We start from the raw sequence: 19,778 nt of genomic DNA, 5'->3' as shown, positions 1-19,778 counted from the left end.
GCGGGGCGCCGTCGTCGCTCCCGGTCCGGTCCCCGCGGGGCCGGGTGCCGAGGCCCGGCCGGGCGCGCGGTGGCATACTCGGTGCGAGTCGTCGTGGGGTGCTCGGCACCCCACGTTCTGGACAGCGCGCGAGGAGGACCCGGAGATGGCACGGCAGTGGGAGACGGACCTGGCGGAGTGGTCCGCCGGGTGGGACGAGATCCTCGAGGACGCCGCGCAGCACAGCGTGCAGGCCTGGGACGGCACCGTTCCCGCCGGGGACGGCGTGGTGCTCGTGTGCGCGCCGGAGCAGCTGGACGAGGTCCGTGAGGCCCTTGCCGCCGCCGGCCGGACCGTGACGGCCACGGACGCCCTGCTCTCGGGCGGGGTGGAGGAGCTGGACCGCGGGCTAAGCTTCCCCGGGGACGCCGGGATGTTCGACGCACCCATGGGCGGGTACTCGCGCTTCGAGGTGGACGAGTGGGGCCGCCCGGTCGCGCACTCCACCCTGTCCGTGCAGGGGGACGTGGCGTTCATGGGGCCGCTCGTCGCGGACCAGGACCAGGAACGGGACCCCGCGGAGGTGCTGGACCCCCTGGTGTCGTCCATGGCGAACGAGGCGTTCCTGGCGGACGCCCAGCGCCTCTACACCGTGGTCCCGGAGGCCGAGGTCCCCGGGCGCGCGTCCCAGGGCTGGGAGCGCGTGGCTGCGGTGCTGCGGCTGGGTTGAACCCCGGAACCCGGCCCGCGCGCGCGGCGAGCCGGGCGGCGTGGGCCGCGGTGAGGACGCGCCCCGCTCGGCCGTGCCTCACGGCCCCGCCCAGGGGAATGGCCCCGGAACACGACGCCGCGGGGCGCGGCAGAACCGGGCCCCGCGGCGTCGTCGTCCGCGGACGGTGCAGCTACGCCAGGACCTGGCGCCTCGAGGAGACCACCCCGGTGTTGAAGCCGGCCAGGTGCAGGCCGCCGTGGAAGCGCGCGTGCTCGATCTTCACGCAGCGGTCCATGACCACGTCGAGCCCGGCGTTCTCGGCGATCGCGGCGGCGTCCTCGTTCCAGGAGCCGAGCTGCAGCCACAGGGTCTTCGCGCCCACGTCCACGGCCTCCTGGGCCACGCCGGGCAGGTCCGCGTCCTTGCGGAACACGTCCACGAGGTCCGGGACCTCCGGCAGCGCCGCCAGGGACGGGTAGACCTTCTCGCCCAGCACCTCGTCCAGCACCGGGTTCACGAAGTACACGCGGTACGGGCTCGAGGAGCGCAGGTAGGTGGCCACGAAGTAGCTCGCGCGCGAGGGCTTGTTGGACATGCCCACGATCGCCACGGAGCGGGTGCCGCGCAGGATGCCGAGCCGTTCGGGGGCGCTGGGGCCCACCCAGGTGCGTGCGGTGCTCATGCCCGTCCTCCTTCGTCCGTGCCCACGGCGCAGGCCGCGGCGCTGTTCTCCTGGTCCAGGCTCTGCCCGGCGGCGTCCTCGCGGACCGCCTGCGGGGTGGCGACGACGCCGCCGTCCCGGTCCCCGCCGCTGGCCGCGGTCAGTGCCTGGTCCAGGTCCCAGATGATGTCCGCCGGGTCCTCGAGACCCACCGAGATGCGGATCAGGTCCTCCTTCACGCCACCGGCGGCGAGCTGCTCCGAACTCAGCTGCTGGTGGGTGGTGGAGGCCGGGTGCAGCACGAGGGTGCGGGCGTCGCCGATGTTGGCCAGGTGGGAGGCCAGCTGCAGGGCGCTGATGAACCGTGCGCCCACCTCACGCCCGCTCAGCTCGTCCGTGCCGGCCACGCCGAACGCGAAGACCGAGCCCACCCCGTGGGGCAGGTACTTCTGCGCGCGGTCGTGGTGGGGGTGGTCCTGGAGCCCGGCGTAGGTCACGTAGGAGATGCGCGGGTCGGTGCTCAGCCACCGCACCACCTCGCGCGCGTTGCCCACGTGGGCGTCCATGCGCTGGGGCAGCGTCTCCACGCCCTGCAGTAGGTTCCACGCGGCCTGCGGGGTCAGCGCGGGGCCGATGTCCCGCAGCTGCTCGGAGCGCAGCTTGGTGAGGAAGCCGTACTCGCCGAAGTTCCCCCACCACGAGACGTTGTTGTAGGAGGGGACCGGCTCGGTCATGGCCGGGAACTTGCCGTTGCCCCAGTCGAAGCGCCCGGACTCCACGACCACGCCGCCCAGGGTGTTGCCGTGCCCGCCCAGGAACTTGGTGACCGAGTGGATGACGATGTCCGCGCCGTGCTCGAACGGGCGGCACAGGTACGGGGTGTTCAGGGTGGCGTCCACGATCAGCGGCACACCTGCCTCGTGCGCGACCTCCGCTAGGCCCTCCAGGTCCGCGATCTCGCCCGAGGGGTTCGCCACGAGCTCCGTGTACACGGCCTTGGTGCTCTCCGTCATGGCGGCCCGGTAGTCCGCGGGGTCCGTGCCGGGCACGAAGGTGGTCTCGACGCCGAAGCGCCGCAGGGTCACGTCCAGCTGGGTGACCGTGCCGCCGTAGAGCTGCGAGGAGGCCACCACGTGGTCGCCCTGCCCGCACAGCGCGGCGAACGTGATGAACTCCGCCGCCATGCCGGACGCGGTGGCCACGGCGCCGATCCCGCCCTCGAGGGACGCGATGCGCTCCTCCAATGCCGCCACGGTGGGGTTGCCGATCCGCGAGTAGATGTTGCCGTACTTCTGCAGCGCGAAGAGGTTGGCGGCGTCGTCCGCGTCCTTGAAGACGAACGAGCTGGTCTGGTAGATCGGCACGGAACGGGCGCCGTGCTCGGCGTCCGGGGTGCCTCCGGCGTGCAGGGCCCGGGTGCGGAAACCGAACTGGTGCTCGGCCATGGAACCTCCTGATCGGCCTGCGCAGTGACTCCCGCGGTGAAACTGTTGCAGCGAGTGCGAACGCTCCATCGGTCCTGGCGGTAGCACCGTGCAGCCGGCCGGGCGCTGCGGGTTGCTGCGGCGTCGTCGATCCAGGTCTCTCGGCCGCTCGGGATGGTGTCCCCATTGTGGGGTGCTCCCAGGGGCGGCCACAAACCAGTGTGACGCCGCGCGGCTGCGTCTGCGGGCCGCTCCTGCGGGCCTGTCCCTGCACGGTGGCTCCTGCGCGACTACTACTGCTCGGGGCCCTCGGGTGCTGGGTAGCGGTCCGGGAAGCGGCGGTGCAGGTTCTCCCGGGTCACCGAGTTGAGGTTCTGCAGCGGCAGCCCCGCGGGGCACACCTCCGTGCAGTCGCCCAGCAGCGAGCACGGCCCGAACTCCTGTTCGGAGGCGTCCAGGACCTTGGCGGCGCGCTCGTCCCGCTCCTCCGCGGTCTTGGCCAGCGGCGGCAGGTGCTTGAGCATGGTGCCCACGAACAGCTGCCCGGAGCCGTTGGGGCACGCGGCGATGCACGCACCGCAGCTGATGCACCCGGCGGTGTTCAGCGCCTTCATGGCCACCGGGAACTTGGCCTCCTTGGCGACCCGGCGCAGGGACTTCTTGTCCACGGCCAGGTCCTTCTTCACCGGCAGCGCGCCCGCGCGCATGGGCTCGATGAAGATCTCGTCACCGTCCCGGTACGCGTTCAGGGACTGCATACACGAGGCCCTGTTGCGGTCCGGCCCGTGCGGCACGCCGTCCACGGTCACGCCGCACTTGCCGCAGATGCCCTCGCGGCAGCCGTCGTCGAAGCTCACGGGGTCGTCGCCCTGGCGCTGCAGGGTCTCGTTCACGGCGTCCAGCAGCTCGAGGATGCTCATGTCCTCGCGCGCCTCCACCGGATGGACGGTCTCGAAGCCGCCCGGGGCCTCGGCGTCCGGCTGGCGCCAGACGTGGACGGAGAGCAGCATCAGCGCACCACCTTGATCTGTACGGCCACGGGAATACTCACGTTGCCGAGGGCGACGACGGCGCCCACGGCCTTCGCGGCCGCGTCCACCCGGTGCACGCGCTGCGCGGTCCCGGTGAGTCCGGTGTCCAGGGCCGCGGTGCGCAGGCCGTGGACCATGTGCCCGGCCAGCGCGGCCATCGACGCCGCGTAGAACGCCGCGGTCACGGGCCGGGAGAGGCTCGCGACGAGGTTCCCGTAGGCGTCCCCGTGCTCGAACGAACGGGTCGCGGCCGGGCGGGTGCCCGTGGTGAGGTCCAGCACGTGGTAGGTCACGAACAGGCCGAGCACCGCGCCGGTGGAGCGCATGGAGCGGGCGACGACCTGGGGGAGTGTGCGGCGTCGGCCCCGGGGACGACGCCGCGGCCCACGGGCGTCGAGGGTGCCGGGCAGGAAGGCGCCGTCGAACGGGGCCTTCCAGTACTCCGCGGAGCGCCCCTGCGCTGCTCCGCCGGGCCCGCGGAGCGAGGGCGCCCTCTCCGCGAGGGCGGCGAGCCCGCGCGTGACCTGGCGCAGCGTCCCGGAAATCGTGCGGCCCTCGGCGCGCATGCTGCGCACCGTCAGCTCGGTCCCCGCGACCACGTGCACCCCGGCGCTCGCGAGCAGTCCCACGCGCGCCACCCACAGCACGGTGTTGCGCGGCAGGACCGGCGCACCGGCGGTGCGCAGCATGCGGGCGTAGCCGTTGAACCGCTCCCGGCCCAGGTAGACCTGTATGTTCCCGGCCATGTGCCCCACGGTGAAGAGGCTCAGCGCGGCCCCGGAGGCGGCCATCGCGAGCTTCAGGTCCGGGTTCGACGCCGCCCCCACGGTGCGCTGCCACACGGTACGGGAGTCGGCGGCGTCGTCCTCCGCGGGTTCCGCGGCGGACGGCGTGGGGCGCTCTCGTGAGGAGGGGGTGGCGGGATTCATCGGTTCCATCCTAGAAGCTCCTGCGCAGTGGCTCAGTTCCGGGGGTCACACGCTGTCATTGCCTCGCGGCTACCTGCGTGCGGCCAGGACGGCCGCGATCGCGTCGAGCGCCTCCTCGTTCTGCAGCGACGAGCGGTCGCCCAGCGGCGCGCCCTCGTAGAGCTGGCCCAGCAGGCGCCGGGTGATCTTCCCGGAGCGGGTCTTGGGCAGGTCCGGCACCGCGATGACTTCCCGGGGCTTGGCGATCGGACCGATCTCCCGGGCCACGTGCGCCCGCAGCTCGTCGCGGACCTCCTCCGGGGACAGGTCCAGCGCGGCGCGAGTCAGCACCACGTACGCGAGCACCGCGTGACCGGTGACCGCGTCCGTCACCGGGGTGGCGCCGGCTTCCACCACGTGAGGGTGGGTCACCAGTGCGGACTCGATCTCGATGGTCGACAGCCGGTGCCCGGACACGTTGATGACGTCGTCCACGCGCCCCAGGATGTAGAGGTCCCCCTCCTCGTCCGCGCGGGCGCCGTCCCCGGCGAGGAACCAGCCGCGCTCGCCGTACGCCGCCCAGTAGGAGCTGAGGAAGCGCTGCGGGTCCTTCCACACCGTTCGCGCCATGGACGGGCCGATCTTGTCCACCACCGCGAAGCCCTGCAGCCCCGGGGCGACCTCCGTGCCATCCTCGTCCACCACGCGCAGCGAGACCCCCGGGACCGCGCGCGTGACGCAACCGGGCTTCGGGGAGGTGCGCGGGGCGGCGTCGTCGAACGTGCCGGGAGGCGCGAACTGCGGGTCGTGCGGTCGCGGCGAGGCCACGCACGAACCCGTCTCGGACTGCCACCACGTGTCCACGAAGGGCACCTCGTCCCGGCCCACCTGCGCGCGCAGCCAGCGCCACGCCTCGGGGTTGATGGACTCGCCCACGGAGCCGAGCAGGCGGATGGACGAGAGGTTGTAGACCGGCGGCAGGCCCCTGGGGAACGCGCCCATGAGCGCGCGGATCAGGGTGGGCGCAGTGTAGTAGTTGGTCACGCCGTAGCGCTCGATGACCTCGAAGTGCCGGCCGTAGTCCGGCGTGTTGGGGGTGCCCTCGTAGATCACCTCGGACACGCCGTTGACCAGGGGCCCGTAGATCTCGTACGTGTGCGCGGTGACCCACGCGAGGTCCGCGGTGCACCAGTGGACGGTCGAGTCCACCTTGGCGGAGTCGTTCACGGCGGAGAGCTCGTCCGGGCGCAGCACGCCGTCCGCGTCCGGGACGTCCGGGAGGAGGTCGAACATGAGCGCGTGGGTATATGCGGTCTGGACCAGATATCCGCCCATGGTGTGGACCAGGCCCTTGGGCTTCCCTGTGGTCCCGGACGTGTAGATGATGAACAGCGGGGTCTCGGCGTCGAACGCGAGCGGCTCGTGGACGTCCGAGGCGCGGGCGGTCAGCTCGTGCCACCACACGTCCCGCACGGGCGTCCACGGCACGAGCTCCTGGTCCTTGGAGCGCAGGCCGCGGGTGCCGCGCGGCAGGTCCGTGCGGCCGGGGCGGGAGGTGCGGCGCACCACGACCACGTGCTCGATCGCGTTCTCGCCGCTGCACGCTTCGTCCGCGGCGGCCTTCACGGGGACGACGACACCGCGCCGGTTCTGCCCGTCCGTGGTCACCAGGACCTTGGCTCCCGTGTCCTCCACGCGGAACTTCAGCGCCTCCGCGGAGAAGCCGCCGAACACCAGCGAGTGCACGGCGCCGATCCGCGCGCACGCCAGGGTGATGATCACGGTCTCGGGGATCACCGGCAGGTAGATGACCACGCGGTCCCCCTGCCCCACGCCCAGATCGAGCAGCGCGTTGGCGGCTCGGCTGACCTCGCGCTGCAGGTCCGCGTACGTGTAGACCGCGCGGTCCCCGGGCTCGCCCTCGAAGTACAGGGCAACGTGGTTGCCCCGGCCCGCCGCCACGTGACGGTCCACGCAGTTGTAGGAGACGTTGAGCTTCCCGCCCTCGAACCACGCGATCTCCGGGACCGTGTAGGTGGGATTGCCGTCCTCGTCCTCCCCGGTGCGCCGCGGCTTCTCGAAGCGGTGGGTCGTGTGCCACGGCTCGGCCCAGTCCAGCCGGCCGGCCTGCTCCGCCCAGAACTCGATCCGCGCCTCGTCCGAGATGAGCGCGGGGTTCGGGGTGGGGGCGTGGGGGTCCGTGTATGCGAACGCGGTCATCGTGGTGTCTCCTGGTTCATGGTCCGTCGGAGGTCAGGGGGGCGGCGGCCGTGGGGCTCGCGCCTCGGGTGGGTGGCGTGCTCAGGGGTGCGGGCGTCGTCGTCGGGTGCCGACGCCGCCCGGACAAGAAACCGGGCTCAGGTGGCGGGGGCCGAGCCCCACCGGTGCTGCGTCCAGCGCTCGAAGACCCCGATCAGCGCATCTGTCAGCTTGCCCAGCACGGCGAGCAGCACGATCGCGAGCAGGAGCCGGTCCGTGCGACCGTTGTTCTGCGAGTCGGTGAGCAGAAATCCGAGCCCCATGGAGGAGCCGAGCAGCTCGGCGGCCACGAGGAACAGCCACGCCTGGGCCAGCGCGAGACGCAGCCCGGAGATCACGGCGGGCAGCACGGCGGGCAGCTGCACGGTGGTGAACAGGCGGACGCCCCGGATGCCGAACGAGCGGGCCGCCTCGACGATCTGCCCGTCCACGTGCTGCAGCGCCGCGGAGACCGTGGTGTACACGGGGAAGAACGCGCCGATGGCCACCAGGGTCACCTTGGAGTTCTCCCCAATCCCGATCCACAGCAGCAGCAGCGGAACCCAGGCCAGGGACGGTACCGCGCGCAGGGCTCCGACGGTGGGCCCGGCGAGGATCCGCGCCCACGGGGAGAGTCCCACCAGGGCGCCGACGGCGAGGCCCAGGGCGCTGCCGAGCATGAATCCTACGACCACGCGCTGGGTGGAGATCCCCACGTGCACCCACAGGTCACCGCTGCGCAGCAGCTCCCACCCGGCGCCGAGGACGGCCGAGGGCTGCGGGAGCTGCACAGGGGAGTAGAAGCCGTTCGTGGACAGGAGGTGCCACACGAGCAGCAGCAGGACGGGCAGCACCAGTCCGAGCAGGGCGACCGTGAGCCGGGTGCGCGGCACGGAACCTGCCCGTCGACGTCGTGGGGGCAGCGGACCGGAGCCTTTGTGCTCGGCGGCGGGCACCGTGCTCGCGTTCGCGCCGCCGAGGGGTTCGCCGGTCACCTCGTCCAGGGTCGTGTTTCCGGAGGTGGAGTGCGTGCTCATGGGGCGTTCCCTTCGATGGCCCGGGCCGCGGCGTCGGCGTCCGCGCTCTGTGCGTAGTGCTGCTCGACAATCCCCGCGAGGGCGTCGTCCACATCCTGCTGCGAGGGCACGTCCCCCGAGTCGACGAGGATCGGGCCCACCTCCCGCAGCACGGCGAGCTGCTTCTCGCCGGGGACGGGGTCGATGTCCAGGTGGGTGCGGTGCCACACACGGGTGGCGGTGTCGAGGTCGATCTTCGCCGCTTCCGCGAGGACCTCGATCCCCTCGTCACGGTGCCGCGCCGCCCAGGAGCGGGCGTAGGCGTAGGTGTTCACCACGTCCTGGGCGCCGGTGGGGTTCAGCCGCAGGAAGACCTCGCGGACGTTGAGGAAGCCGTAGGTGTTGTACTCGAGTTTGCGGTGGAACAGCACGTCGCCGTTCTGCTCGGACGCCGCCATGATCGGGTCCAGCCCGGACCAGGCGTCCACCCGGCCGGAGTCCAGGGCCGTGCGCCCGTCCGCGTGCTGGAGGTTCGTCACGGTGACGTCCTCCGCGCTCATCCCCGCAGCCTTCAGGGACTGCAGCAGGAAGAAGTAGGGGTCCGTCCCCTTGGTGACGGCCACGCTCTTGCCTGCGAGGTCAGCGACGGCGCGCACGGGCGAGGCCGCCGTGCGCACCAGGGCAGACCACTCGGGCTGGGAGAAGAGGCTGATGGTCTTGATCGGGGAGCCGTTGGCCCGTGCCAGCAGCGCGGCCGAGCCGGCGGTGGAGCCGACATCGACCACGCCCGCGCGCAGGGACTCGTTCGCCTTGTTCGACCCGGCCGAGTAGACCCAGGTGACGCTCTGGCCGTGCTCGGCGGCAACCTTCTCGAGCCACCCCTTGGACTTGATGATCAGTGACAGCGGGTTGTACGTGGCGTAGTCCAGGTAGATCTCGTCCGCGGAGCCGCCGGCCACGCCGCGTCCGGGGCCCTCCCCGGCCATGACGCAGCCGCTCAACGGCAGCGCCAGGGAGGAGAGGGCGGCGGCACGCAGCACGCCCCGGCGTGAGACGACGGGCACCCCTCAGCGCTCCACACCGAGCAGGCGCAGCAGGTGGGTGCGCATGGCGGTGAGGCGGGTGTCGTCCCGGGAGCGCGGGCGGGCCAGATCCGGGGCGAGCACCTCCGCCACCGTGGCCGGGCTCGTGGGGGTCTCTCGGGTCAGGACGACCACGCGGTCGGAGAGGACGAGCGCCTCCTCGACGTCGTGCGTGACCATCAGGACCGTTGTAGGATCCGCCCGGTGCACCTGCAGCAGGAGGTCCTGCATGCGGATCCGGGTGAGGGCGTCCAGCGCGCCGAAAGGTTCGTCCAGCAGCAGCACCCGGGGGTTGCGGGCCAGCGCACGGGCCAGCGACGCGCGCTGCGCCATGCCGCCCGAGACCTCTCCGGGGCGGTGGCCCGCGTGGTGGGTCAGCTCCACGAGATCCAGCAGCTCGGCCACCCGGCGTCGGCCAGTGCCGCTCGGGGTTCTCGCGGGCAGGCCGAGTTCCACGTTCTTCGTGATCGTGCGCCAGGGCAGCAGCCGCGGCTCCTGAAAGCCGACGGCGCAGCGCGGGTCGATCCCGGAGACGACGTCGTCGTCGATCCGTACCGCGCCGGACGTGGGGGCGCTGAGGCCGCCCACCGCGCGCAGCAGCGTCGACTTCCCGCAGCCCGAGGGGCCCAGGACGGTGACGATCTCTCCTGGCTCGACCCGGAAGGAGACGTCCGTCAGGACGGGCTGCTCGTACCGACCGTCGCGGGAGGGGAAGGACTTGCCCAGGTTCTCGAACGAGACCGCCGCGGCGTCGAGGGCGGTGTCCGGGCGTGTGAGGACATGACGCAACTCATCAACTCCATCGTTCCTGGCATTAGCACCTTGCCCGCGTGGGGCCGGTTGCTGCGACGTCGACGAGCCAGGTCTCTCAGCCGCTCCGGATGGGAACGCCCTCATTCAACGGTTGCCCGGAGCGGTGATGCAAGTCGGTGTGAGACAGCCCACGGGGATCGGTGGTGCGCGGGGTCACGCGGCGTCACGTGGAGCTTCGCCTGCTGGGGGAGCGTGGTTAGACTCTGGATCGAGACGATCACGAGTTCCGACGTTCAGCCCTGGCTTGTCGGACGGCAACCCTCTCCCGTAGCGGGGTGCCCCAGGTGAGGATCGGGCCGCATGGCACACCGCATGCGGCAAGTACGGCGCCGCACACGCGCGCGCTGGACCCGCAGATGGCCGCCGCGGGCGGTGCACGGGGTGCGGGGTTGCGTCAACTTCAAGGAACCGGCACATGAGCAAGCGGATCTCCGTCAACGCATTTGACATGACCTGTGTGGACCACCAGAGCTTTGGCCTGTGGCGGCACCCGCGGTCCCGGGCCACCGAGTACAACACGCTCGAGTACTGGACGAATCTGGCCCGGCTGCTGGAGAAGGGGAAGTTCGACGCACTCTTCCTGGCGGACGTCGTCGGGATCTACGACATCTACCGCAACTCCGCGGCACCGGCCGTGCGGGACGGCGCGCAGGTCCCGGTCAACGACCCGTTCATGCAGGTCTCGGCCATGGCCGCCGTGACGGAGCACCTGGGCTTCGGCGTCACGAGCGCGGTGACCTACGAGCAGCCCTACACTCTCGCCCGGAAGTTCGCCACGCTGGACCACCTCACGCGCGGGCGCGTGGGCTTCAACGTGGTCACCTCCTACCTGCCCTCCGCCGCTGAGAACCAGGGGCTGCCGCGCCAGATCGAGCACGACCAGCGCTACGAGATCGCGGAGGAGTTCCTGGACGTGTGCTACAAGCTCTGGGAGGGCTCGTGGGAGGACGACGCCGTGGTGAAGGACCGCGAATCCGGGGTCTACGCGGACCCCACCAAGGTGCACCCCATCCGTCACGCCGGCGAACACTTCACGGTTCCCGGGGCCGGGCTGACCGAGCCGTCCCCGCAGCGCACGCCGCTGATCTTCCAGGCGGGTGCGTCCTCGCGCGGGCAGGCGTTCGCCGGGCGGCACGCGGAGGCGGTGTTCATCGGCGGCACCCGCCCGGACCTCACCCGGTACATGACGGACAAGATCCGCGAGCAGGCGCAGGCCCAGGGCCGGGACCCGGAGGACGTGAAGATCTACGCGATGCTCTCCGTGGTGGTCGCGGACACGGATGAGGAGGCCGGGGAGAAGTACCGTGACTACCTGCAGTACGTGGACCTGGAGGCGTCCCAGGCGATCATCGGCGGCTGGTCCGGCGTGGACCTCTCCCAGTTCCCGGAGGACGAGGCCCTGAACTACATCAAGACCGACTCCATCCAGTCCTTCCTCACCCCGTTCACCCTCCAGGCGAAGGACAAGCGGTGGACGCGCGAGGAGATCGCCAAGCACTGCGCCCTGGGCGGGATGGGCGCCGTAATCGTGGGCTCTCCGTCCACCGTGGCGGACGAGCTGGAGCGCTGGGTGGACGAGGGCGGCCTGGACGGCATCAACCTGGCCTACCACGTGAGCCCCGGCTCGTTCGAGGACTTCGTGGAGTACGTGGTTCCCGAGCTGCAGGCCCGCGGCCGCTACCGCACCGAGTACGAGGGCTCCACCCTGCGCGAGTCCCTCTACGGCGCCGGCCAGGACCGGGTCAAGGAGACCCACCCGGCGGCCGCCTACCGCGGGGCGTTCGCCGGGGCGAGCTCCGTGGCCACGGCCAGCTCGCGCTGACCGCACCGCGCGGGAGTGGCGACGACGACGCCGCAGCGCGACTCCTCGCGGGCCCGCACCCGGGCGCCGCGGCGTCGTCGCCCCCGTCCTGTCCCGGGATGTTGAGTCGGGGCGGGGCGTGTGTGAGCGTTGAGGCATGCAACCCGGATACGACAGCGTGGCCGCGGACTACGAGCGTGCTTTCCCCGAGCCCTTCCAGACCCCGTTGGAGCGTCATGCGGTGGGGGCGTTCGTCGACTCCGTGAAGGAGCCCGGGGTGACCGGGCAGGTCGTGGACGTGGGGTGCGGCACCGGGCACGTGACCGCCGTGCTGCGCGGGGCGGGGCTGCCCGTCGCGGGCGTGGACCCCTCGGAGGCCATGGTGGGAATCGCGCGGGCGAGCCACCCGGACGTGCCCTTCCAGGTCACCGGCCCGGACGCCGGTCAGTGGACCGCGCTCGCCGAGGGTCACGTCCTCGCCGGTGTGCTCGCGCGCTTCAGCCTGATCCACGTACCGCCCGAACGGGTCCCCGGGGTGCTCGAGTCCTGGGCGGAGCGGATGCCCGAGGGCGGCGTGGTCATGGTCTCGTTCCAGGCGATGGACGGCGGCCGGGCGGTCGTGTCCTTCGACCACGCGGTGGCCCCCGCCTGGCGCTGGCACCCGGAGGTGATGTCCGACCACCTCATGCGCGCAGGGTTCGCGGAGGTCTGGCGCAGCATCAGCCGTCCGGACGCGGACCACCGCTTTCCGGAGTGCCACCTCCTGGCCGTGCGCAGCCACGCGGAGATCCCTCAGGACCCGGCGAGCTGCGGGTGCCGGGTGGAGTGAGGGGCGGGGAGGCTCACCCGCTCAGTCGCCCGTCATCCCATCGGTCGCCTCGCGCAGCAGGTCCGCGTGGCCGCAGTGGCGGGCGTACTCCTCCACCATGTGGGTGATGATCCACCGGGCGTTCATGTCCCCGCGGACCGGGCGCTCCACCGGGGCGTCCAGGGGACTGGTGTGCTCCGCAGCGAAGAGGTCCCACTGCCGACGGGAGGTGTCCACGGCGGTGCTCCACAGGGCCCGGAGGTCTGCGGCGTCGTCCTCGGTCGCCGTGTTCCAGTCCCAGTCGGGGTCCTTCTGCCACTCCACGGAGTCCCACGGGGAGCACCGCTCACGGCCGGTGAGCACGTGGCAGAACCAGTGGTCCTCCACGTAGGCCAGGTGCTTGAGCATTCCGCCCAGGGTCATGGTGGTGGACAGCGGAGTGCTGTGCAGCTGCTCGGTGCTCAGCCCGTTTGTCTTCCACCGGATCGTCGCGCGCAGGTGGTCCAGGAATCCGAAGAGGGTGGCGATCTCGTCTGCGACCTGGGGCGGTTCCGGCCGGTCGTGCTCGTCCACGGTGGGTGATGTCATGCGGCTCACACTATGCCCTGTCATCCGCTGGCAACTGCCACACCGAGGCCTACAGTGGTGTCGTGGCTCACATCTCGGGTCGCGCTGTGCAACTGCTACGAAGGAGTGGCCATGAAGATTTTTGCCCATGTGGAGCCCGGAGCCCCGGCGGTGGAGATGGAGGTGGAGCACCCCGAGCTGGCCGGCGCAGAGGTCCTGGTCCGGGTGACCAACTCGGGGGTGTGCCACTCGGACGTGCACTGCCAGGACGGGTACTTCGACCTCGGGGACGCCGGCCACTACGAGCTGACCGCCGCCGGTGCGCAGTACCCCGTGGTGCTGGGCCACGAGATCGTGGGTGAGGTGGTCGCGGCCGGCCCGGACGCCACCGTCCAGCCCGGGGACACCAAGTTCATCGTCTTCCCGTGGATCGGCTGCGGCGAGTGCCAGGCCTGCCGGGAGGACCGCGAGAACTACTGCAGCGGGGCGAAGCGCAACCTCTCCGTGCAGCGCCGCGGCGGCTACGCGGAGGAGGTGCACGTGCCGGACGAGCGCTACCTGGTGCCGCTCGGTGACATCGACCCGTCCTTCGGCGCGACCCTCGCGTGCTCCGGCCTGACCTCCTACTCCGCGGTGCAGAAGATCACGCCGCTGCCCGCGGACCAGCCCGTGGCCGTGATCGGCGCCGGCGGCGTGGGTCTGATGACCGTCGCGGTGCTCAAGGCCCTGGGCCACGAGAACATCGTGGCCGTGGACATGAGTGAGGCCGCGCTCGAGAACGCCGCCGGCGTGGGTGCCTCCGCCACGGTGCAGGTGGGCGGCGAGAACCTCGTGCAGGACATCGTCGAGGCGGGCGGCGGGAAGTTCGCGGCCGCCATCGACCTGGTCAACAACGGGGACACCTCCACCGCGGCTCTGTTCGCCATGGCCAACGGCGGCACGCTCGTGAGTGTGGGCCTGTTCGGCGGCCAGTACCGCTTCCCCACAGCCCTCACGGCGTTCAACCTGCTGAACATCCGCGGCAACTTCGTGGGCAGCCTGCCCGAGCTCAAGGAACTCGTGCAGCTCGCGCAGGACGTGGACCTGCCCCGGCCGCCCATCCGGGAGGTCCCTCTCACGGCGGACGAGGTCAACACCGCCCTGGACGGTCTGCGAAACCGCAACCTCAACGGCCGCGCGGTGCTCGTCTCCTCCTGAGTTCCCGGGGACCACGGCACGACGACGCCGCGTCAGGGGCGGGGGAGGCGGTAGACGTCCTCGACGCCCTCGGAGGGGGACGGGGTGAACCCTGCGCCCAGCAGGACCCGGCGCGCGGGCTCGGGGCCCGCGGCGTCGTCGTCGGCCGGTACCGGGGGCACAGAGGCGTGCACGGCGAGCACCCGCGGGTCCTCGAAGGCCCGGGCGACGACGGCGCGCAGCCCCTCCGCGGCGAGCCCCCGGCCCCGGCGGCTCGCCGCCACGGAGCCCTCGATCTCCAGCTCGCCGTTCATGGGCGGGGCCGAGAAGCCGCCCGTGCCCACGACCTCCCCGGAGGCGAGCTCCACGGCCGCGTAGCGCGAGTACGGCGACTCGGTGAAGAAGTGGCCCCCGGCCTCGATCGCGCCGCGCGCCCAGTCCCGGTCCGCGGGGGAGGGGAACCCCTCGGCGAAGTGGGGCAGTGCCCGGCCGGCCGCCACGGCCTCGAGCTCGTCACGGGTCAGCGGCCGCAGCTCCAGGCGCCCGGTGCGCAGCGGCCGGGGCATCTCCTGTTCCGGCAGTCCGTCCATCATGCCCACACCATAAAGGTTGCGTCCCACACGGTGTGGGACCCGGGGCCCGAGCCGAGGACCCGGTTCCAGGACTCGGCCCCTGGAAACCGAGGCCCGGCCCCCGTCCTCGGGGCCGGGCCTCGACTCGCCGGTGCCGCCTCAGCCGAAGTGGCGGGGCAGCGTGGACTCGTGGGCCTCCCGCAGCTCGTCCAGCGACACGGCGAACTCGCCCTGGAAGTCCAGGGTGCCGCTCACGGCGTCCACCACGCCGATCCGGGCGAACGGGTAGTGGCGCACGGTGCACATGTCGCTGAAGCGCACCTCCTCGGTGCGCGGCACGGCCACGACCACGCGGCCCTGGGACTCGGAGAACAGCTGCGTGAACAGATCCACCCCGTCGCGCTCGGCCACCTCTCCCAGCCCGATCCGTGCGCCCACGCCGAAGCGCAGCGCCATCTCCGCGAGCGTGGCGGCGAGCCCACCCTCGGCGACGTCGTGGGCGGCGTCGATCATGCCGTCCCGGGACATGTTGATGAGCATGTCGCCGAGCACGCGCTCCTTCTGCAGGTCCACCCGCGGGGGCGTGCCGCCCAGGTGGCCGCGCACCCGCGCCCACTCGGAGCCGTCCAGCTCGTCCGCGGTGGAGCCCAGCAGGTAGATGGCCTGCCCGTCCTCGCGCCACCCGGAGGGGGTGCGGCGGGTGACGTCGTCCAGCACGCCCATCATCGCGACCACCGGGGTGGGGTTGATGGCCACGCCCCCGGTCTGGTTGTAGAGCGAGACGTTGCCGCCGGTCACGGGCACGCCCATCTCCTGGCAGCCGTCCGAGAGACCGCGCACGGCCTCCGCGAACTGCCACATCACGTCCGGGTCCTCCGGGGAGCCGAAGTTCAGGCAGTCCGAGACGGCCACGGGGCGTGCCCCGGCGGTCGCCACGTTGCGGTACGCCTGCGCGAGGGCCAGCCGGGCGCCGTTGTACGGGTCCAGACGGGTGTAGCGGCCGTTCGCGTCCGTGGACAGCGCCACGCCCAGGTTGGTGGTCTCGTCCACGCGCACCACGCCGGCGTCGTCCGGCATGGCCATGGCGGTGTTGCCCTGCACGTAGCGGTCGTACTGGCTCGTGACCCAGTTCTTGGAGCACAGGTTCGGGGAGGCCATGAGCTCCAGCAGGGCCGGGCCGAGCTCGGCGCCGGAGGGGCGCGCGGCGTCCTTGGGTGAACCCGTGAAGTGCGCCTGCTGCAGCGCGTCCTGCGTCTGCGGACGCGCGAAGGGGCGCTCGTAGACCGGGCCGTCGTGGGCCACGGTGCGCGGATCCACGTCCACGATCACCTCGCCCTGGTAGTCGATGACCAGCCGGCCGGTGTCCGTGACCTCGCCGATCCACGAGTACTCCACGTCCCACTTGGACATGACCGCTTCGAAGGCCTCGACCTTCTCCGGGGTCACCACGGCCATCATGCGCTCCTGGGACTCGGACATCAGGATCTCGCCCGGCGTGAGGGAGGGGTCCCGCAGCAGCACCTTGGTGAGGTCCACGCGCATGCCGCCGTCCCCGTTGGAGGCCAGCTCGGACGTGGCGCACGAGATGCCCGCCGCGCCCAGGTCCTGGATGCCCTCCACGAGCGAGCCCTTGAACAGCTCCAGGCAGCACTCGATGAGCACCTTCTCCGCGAACGGGTCCCCCACCTGCACGGCCGGGCGCTTGGAGGGCTTGGAGTCGTCGAAGGACTCGGACGCGAGCACCGAGGCGCCGCCGATGCCGTCACCGCCGGTGCGCGCCCCGAAGAGCACGACCTTGTTGCCCGTGCCGGAGGCGTTGGCCAGGCGGATGTCCTCGTGGCGCATCACGCCCACGGCCAGGGCGTTGACCAGCGGGTTGCCCTGGTAGCAGGGGTCGAACTCGACCTCGCCGCCGATGTTCGGCAGCCCCAGCGAGTTGCCGTAGCCGCCCACGCCGGCCACGATGCCGTGCACCACGCGCTGGGTGTCCGGGTGGTCGATCGCGCCGAAGCGCAGCGGGTCCATCACGGCCACGGGACGCGCTCCCATGGAGATGATGTCGCGCACGATCCCGCCCACGCCCGTGGCGGCGCCCTGGTAGGGCTCCACGTAGGACGGGTGGTTGTGGGACTCGATCTTGAAGGTCACGGCCCAGCCGTCACCGATGTCCGTGACGCCGGCGTTCTCTCCGATGCCCACCATCAGGTTCTTGCGCATCTCGTCCGTGACCTTCTCGCCGAACTGGCTCAGGTGCACCTTGGAGGACTTGTAGGAGCAGTGCTCGGACCACATCACCGAGTACATGGCCAGCTCCGCGGCGGTGGGGCGGCGGCCCAGGATGTCCTTGATGCGCTCGAACTCGGTCTCCGAGAGGCCCAGTTCCGCCCACGGGAGGTCGGTGTCCGGGGTCGAGGCGGCGTGCTCGACGGTGTCCAGGTTGAAGTGCGTTTCGCTCATGACGTGTGCGGGTCCCTTGTGTGAACGATGGTGCGTGCGGCGCCGTGCGGGCCCTCACGCGGGGCGGGGTGGTTGCTGGGGCGGGGCACGCGGGCCGCGGTGCCGCTCGGGGATTCCCGACGACGACGCCGCGTGGCCTCGTGCCGCGCGCGGGCTCATGCGGTCAGGCGCTCCAGGACGGAGACGAACACGTCCAGGCCGTCCGTGCCCTCGCGCATGCCCACGGTGCCGGCGCCGGAGAGGTCCGCGCCGAAGCCCGGTTCCACGGCGTGCTCCGGGTGCGGCATGAGCCCCACCACGTTGCCCTGGGCGTTGGTGATCCCGGCGATGTCGTTGCGCGAGCCGTTCGGGTTGCCGCCCACGTAGCGGAACACCACGCGGTGCTCGGCCTCGAGCTCGTCCAGGGTGCGCTGGTCAGCAACGTACTGGCCGTCCTGGTTCTTCAGCGGCACCACGATCTCCTGGCCGGCGGTGAAGCGCGAGGTCCAGGCGGTCTCGGCGTTCTCCACGCGCAGCGTCTGGTCGCGGCAGATGAACTTCAGCTGCTCGTTCTTGATCATGGACCCGGGCAGCAGGTGCGCCTCCGTGAGGACCTGGAAGCCGTTGCAGATGCCGAGCACGGGCAGCCCGTCCGTGGCGTTGGCGGCGTCGACGATCTTGGCCATCAGCGGAGCGAAGCGGGCGATCGCGCCGGCGCGCAGGTAGTCCCCGTAGGAGAAGCCACCCGGCAGGATCACGGCGTCCACGTCCTGCAGGTTCTCGTCCGCGTACCACAGTGGCACGGAGGTGCCGCCGGCGAGGTCCACGGCGCGAGCGGCGTCGCGGTCGTCCAGCGTGCCCGGGAAGGTCACCACGCCCACGCGGACGCCGACGAGCCGCGGGTCCGGGGCGGAGCCCTCGAGGTCCGCGATCAGCGGGGTCTGCTCGGCGGTGAGGTGCTGCGCCACGCTCAGTTCTCCTCGGCCAGCTCGGAGACGTTGACCACGTCCTCGATCACCGGGTTGGACAGCAGCTTCTCCGCGGCCTCGCGGGCCTGGGCCAGGACCTCGTCCGTGACCTCACCGGCCACGGTGAGCTCGAAGCGGCGGCCCTGGCGGACCTCCGTGAAGCCGGTCAGGCCGATGCGGGGAAGTTCGTTCGCGATCGCCTTGCCCTGCGGGTCGAGGATCTCGGGCTTGGGCATGACGTCAACAATGATGCGGGGCATCGGCGCTCCTGTACGCGGTGCGAAGGGTGGGCGCGGAGAGTGCCGGTTCGGGTGCCGTCTCACGGGTTCCGCACCGAGGTGTGGGACCCGCTCCGCGAGCTTGCCCGGCCAGTCTACCGGGCGCCGCGGTGCGAAACGCCCCGCGGGCCCGGAGATCCGGGCGCGCGGGGCGTCGGTGCGCAGTGGGTCGTGAGGACCCGGGGTGCGACTACTTCTTCAGCTGCGACTCGATCTTGTCGAGCACGTTGTTGGAGGAGTAGTAGTCCAGGCGGAACGAGTCCTGGCCCAGGGCGTACACGGCCTTGTTCTTCACGGCCTCGGTGTTGGCCACCAGGCTGTCCTTCAGGTACGTGTCCACGCCCTTGTCGTCGGAGGCGAAGAGGAAGACCGTCTTGCCGGTCGCGGCCTTGGACAGGTTCTCGCCGGTGATGGGCTTGATGTCGCTGCGCTTGCCCATCTGGGAGTTCGTGTCCACGGCGTCCCCGGGGACGTCTGCCAGCTTGAAGCCGAGCTGCTCGAGGAGCTTGCCCTGGGCGGAGTCGGAGGTCCAGATGTTGGCGCCGGAGTCGTCCTTGAAGGAGCCGGCGTTGTAGACCATGCCGGTCACGGGCTGCTCGGGCTGCTTGATGTTGTCCTTGACCTCGTTGACACGCTCGTCGAACGTCTTGACGACGTCGTCGGCCTTCTGCTTGTTGCCGGTGATGTCACCCAGCGTCTGGGCGACCTCCTGCCAGTCCTTGTCGCTGTAGTCCATGACGTAGACGGGGACGTCCGTGTCCTTGAGCTGGTCGTAGACGTCCATGGCGGAGTCCGCACCGCTCTTGGAGACGATGATCAGATCCGGCTTCTCGGCGAGGATCTTCTCCGCGCTGGGGTCACCGGTGTAGAGGGACTTGACGTTCTTCTCCTTGGCCTGGTCGCTCCACTGGGTGAAGAAGCCCTTGTCGTCGGAGATCGAGGTGTTGGCCGAGGTGCCGCCGGAGGCGATCACCGGGGCGTCGATGGCGAGCAGCGAACCCGTGAGCGTCACGGAGGTGGACACGATCTTCTCGGGCTTGGCCTCCAGCTTCACCTCCTTGTCGTTGTCGTCCTTGACGGTCTTGGGCCAGGTCTCGTCCGAGCTGGACGCGGAGGCCGAGGCGCTGGAGTCCGAGGACGAGTCCTTGGAACCGCCGCCGCACGCGGTGAGGGCGAAGACGGCCACGAGGCCGACGACGAGGGCCGCGAAGAGGCGGCGCAGGGTGGATGTCTGTGAGGTCACGAGCTTCCTCCGTGAGATGGGGACTGGGTCCTGCAAATCGAATCGGCGGGCCTAATCGACAAGCC

18 protein-coding genes and 2 riboswitches are annotated in these 19,778 nt (G+C 71.3%); of the genes, 4 read left to right on the top strand and 14 right to left on the bottom strand.

Annotated elements, in window-relative coordinates; genetic code table 11:
- Positions 1-145 precede the first annotated feature (145 nt).
- A complete protein-coding gene (locus KVA01_RS01835; RefSeq protein WP_068470439.1) occupies positions 146-709 on the top strand; it encodes a hypothetical protein in 564 nt (187 codons plus the stop codon).
- A 172-nt stretch (positions 710-881) separates the two neighbouring features.
- Here the strand turns inward: KVA01_RS01835 and KVA01_RS01830 are convergent, their stop codons facing one another.
- From KVA01_RS01830 to KVA01_RS01795, 8 genes are all read right to left on the bottom strand, one after another.
- Positions 882-1,373 (bottom strand): CoA-binding protein, encoded by a 492-nt coding sequence (locus tag KVA01_RS01830; RefSeq protein ID WP_141268660.1) that lies wholly within the window; start codon positions 1,371-1,373, stop codon positions 882-884.
- On the bottom strand, positions 1,370-2,797 hold the full coding sequence (locus tag KVA01_RS01825; RefSeq protein WP_068470434.1) for an O-acetylhomoserine aminocarboxypropyltransferase/cysteine synthase family protein: 1,428 nt from the start codon (positions 2,795-2,797) through the stop codon (positions 1,370-1,372). Before KVA01_RS01825 ends, KVA01_RS01830 begins: the two co-directional genes overlap by 4 nt.
- Positions 2,798-3,069: 272 nt before the next feature.
- Positions 3,070-3,786, bottom strand: coding sequence for a 2Fe-2S iron-sulfur cluster-binding protein (locus KVA01_RS01820; protein ID WP_068470432.1), 717 nt, complete (start codon positions 3,784-3,786; stop codon positions 3,070-3,072).
- Positions 3,786-4,736, bottom strand: coding sequence for a succinate dehydrogenase/fumarate reductase transmembrane subunit (locus KVA01_RS01815; protein WP_141268658.1), 951 nt, complete (start codon positions 4,734-4,736; stop codon positions 3,786-3,788). Before KVA01_RS01815 ends, KVA01_RS01820 begins: the two co-directional genes overlap by 1 nt.
- Before the next feature lie 69 nt (positions 4,737-4,805).
- Complete coding sequence (locus tag KVA01_RS01810) at positions 4,806-6,935, bottom strand: AMP-binding protein (RefSeq protein ID WP_141268656.1); 2,130 nt, start codon at positions 6,933-6,935, stop codon at positions 4,806-4,808.
- 137 nt (positions 6,936-7,072) lie between these two features.
- Complete coding sequence (locus KVA01_RS01805) at positions 7,073-7,990, bottom strand: ABC transporter permease (RefSeq protein WP_141268654.1); 918 nt, start codon at positions 7,988-7,990, stop codon at positions 7,073-7,075.
- Entirely contained in the window at positions 7,987-9,033 is a 1,047-nt protein-coding gene (locus tag KVA01_RS01800) for an aliphatic sulfonate ABC transporter substrate-binding protein (RefSeq protein WP_068470407.1), read from the bottom strand. The genes KVA01_RS01805 and KVA01_RS01800 overlap by 4 nt, the downstream gene beginning before the upstream one ends.
- 3 nt (positions 9,034-9,036) lie before the next feature.
- Positions 9,037-9,840 (bottom strand): ABC transporter ATP-binding protein, encoded by an 804-nt coding sequence (locus KVA01_RS01795; protein WP_068470404.1) that lies wholly within the window; start codon positions 9,838-9,840, stop codon positions 9,037-9,039.
- Between the two features lie 7 nt (positions 9,841-9,847).
- A riboswitch (SAM riboswitch) is annotated at positions 9,848-9,939 on the bottom strand.
- A gap of 140 nt (positions 9,940-10,079) precedes the next feature.
- Positions 10,080-10,194, top strand: a riboswitch (SAM riboswitch).
- Between the two features lie 85 nt (positions 10,195-10,279).
- Here KVA01_RS01795 and KVA01_RS01790 point away from each other — a divergent pair.
- Both KVA01_RS01790 and KVA01_RS01785 read left to right on the top strand, forming a co-directional pair.
- Positions 10,280-11,686, top strand: a complete 1,407-nt coding sequence (locus tag KVA01_RS01790) for an LLM class flavin-dependent oxidoreductase (RefSeq protein ID WP_141268652.1) — start codon at positions 10,280-10,282, stop codon at positions 11,684-11,686.
- A gap of 136 nt (positions 11,687-11,822) precedes the next feature.
- A complete protein-coding gene (locus KVA01_RS01785; protein WP_068470401.1) occupies positions 11,823-12,494 on the top strand; it encodes a class I SAM-dependent methyltransferase in 672 nt (223 codons plus the stop codon).
- 21 nt (positions 12,495-12,515) lie between these two features.
- On the opposite strand, the gene KVA01_RS01780 is transcribed toward KVA01_RS01785, so the two are convergent.
- The gene (locus tag KVA01_RS01780; RefSeq protein ID WP_068470399.1) at positions 12,516-13,061 is read right to left on the bottom strand and encodes a DinB family protein; all 546 of its coding nucleotides are present in this window, start codon (positions 13,059-13,061) and stop codon (positions 12,516-12,518) included.
- A gap of 111 nt (positions 13,062-13,172) precedes the next feature.
- Here KVA01_RS01780 and KVA01_RS01775 point away from each other — a divergent pair, with 111 nt between their 5' ends.
- Positions 13,173-14,237, top strand: a complete 1,065-nt coding sequence (locus KVA01_RS01775) for an alcohol dehydrogenase (RefSeq protein ID WP_068470397.1) — start codon at positions 13,173-13,175, stop codon at positions 14,235-14,237.
- 32 nt (positions 14,238-14,269) lie between these two features.
- Here the strand turns inward: KVA01_RS01775 and KVA01_RS01770 are convergent, their stop codons facing one another.
- From KVA01_RS01770 to fepB, 5 genes are all read right to left on the bottom strand, one after another.
- Positions 14,270-14,809, bottom strand: coding sequence for a GNAT family N-acetyltransferase (locus KVA01_RS01770; RefSeq protein WP_068470394.1), 540 nt, complete (start codon positions 14,807-14,809; stop codon positions 14,270-14,272).
- 138 nt (positions 14,810-14,947) lie between these two features.
- Positions 14,948-17,245, bottom strand: a complete 2,298-nt coding sequence (gene purL, locus KVA01_RS01765) for a phosphoribosylformylglycinamidine synthase subunit PurL (protein ID WP_068470392.1) — start codon at positions 17,243-17,245, stop codon at positions 14,948-14,950.
- A gap of 155 nt (positions 17,246-17,400) precedes the next feature.
- Complete coding sequence (gene purQ, locus KVA01_RS01760) at positions 17,401-18,192, bottom strand: phosphoribosylformylglycinamidine synthase subunit PurQ (RefSeq protein WP_068470391.1); 792 nt, start codon at positions 18,190-18,192, stop codon at positions 17,401-17,403.
- 2 nt (positions 18,193-18,194) lie between these two features.
- Positions 18,195-18,452, bottom strand: coding sequence for a phosphoribosylformylglycinamidine synthase subunit PurS (purS, locus tag KVA01_RS01755; protein WP_068470389.1), 258 nt, complete (start codon positions 18,450-18,452; stop codon positions 18,195-18,197).
- A 208-nt stretch (positions 18,453-18,660) separates the two neighbouring features.
- Positions 18,661-19,713: a Fe2+-enterobactin ABC transporter substrate-binding protein gene (gene fepB / locus KVA01_RS01750; protein WP_068470387.1), complete on the bottom strand. Its 1,053-nt coding sequence runs from the start codon at positions 19,711-19,713 to the stop codon at positions 18,661-18,663.
- Between the last annotated feature and the right edge of the window lie 65 nt (positions 19,714-19,778).

The organism is Kocuria varians, from assembly GCF_006539885.1.
GTDB lineage: Bacteria > Actinomycetota > Actinomycetes > Actinomycetales > Micrococcaceae > Kocuria > Kocuria varians.
Note: the sequence above shows the minus strand (reverse complement) of the source record. Positions and strands in the feature narration are given on the sequence as shown.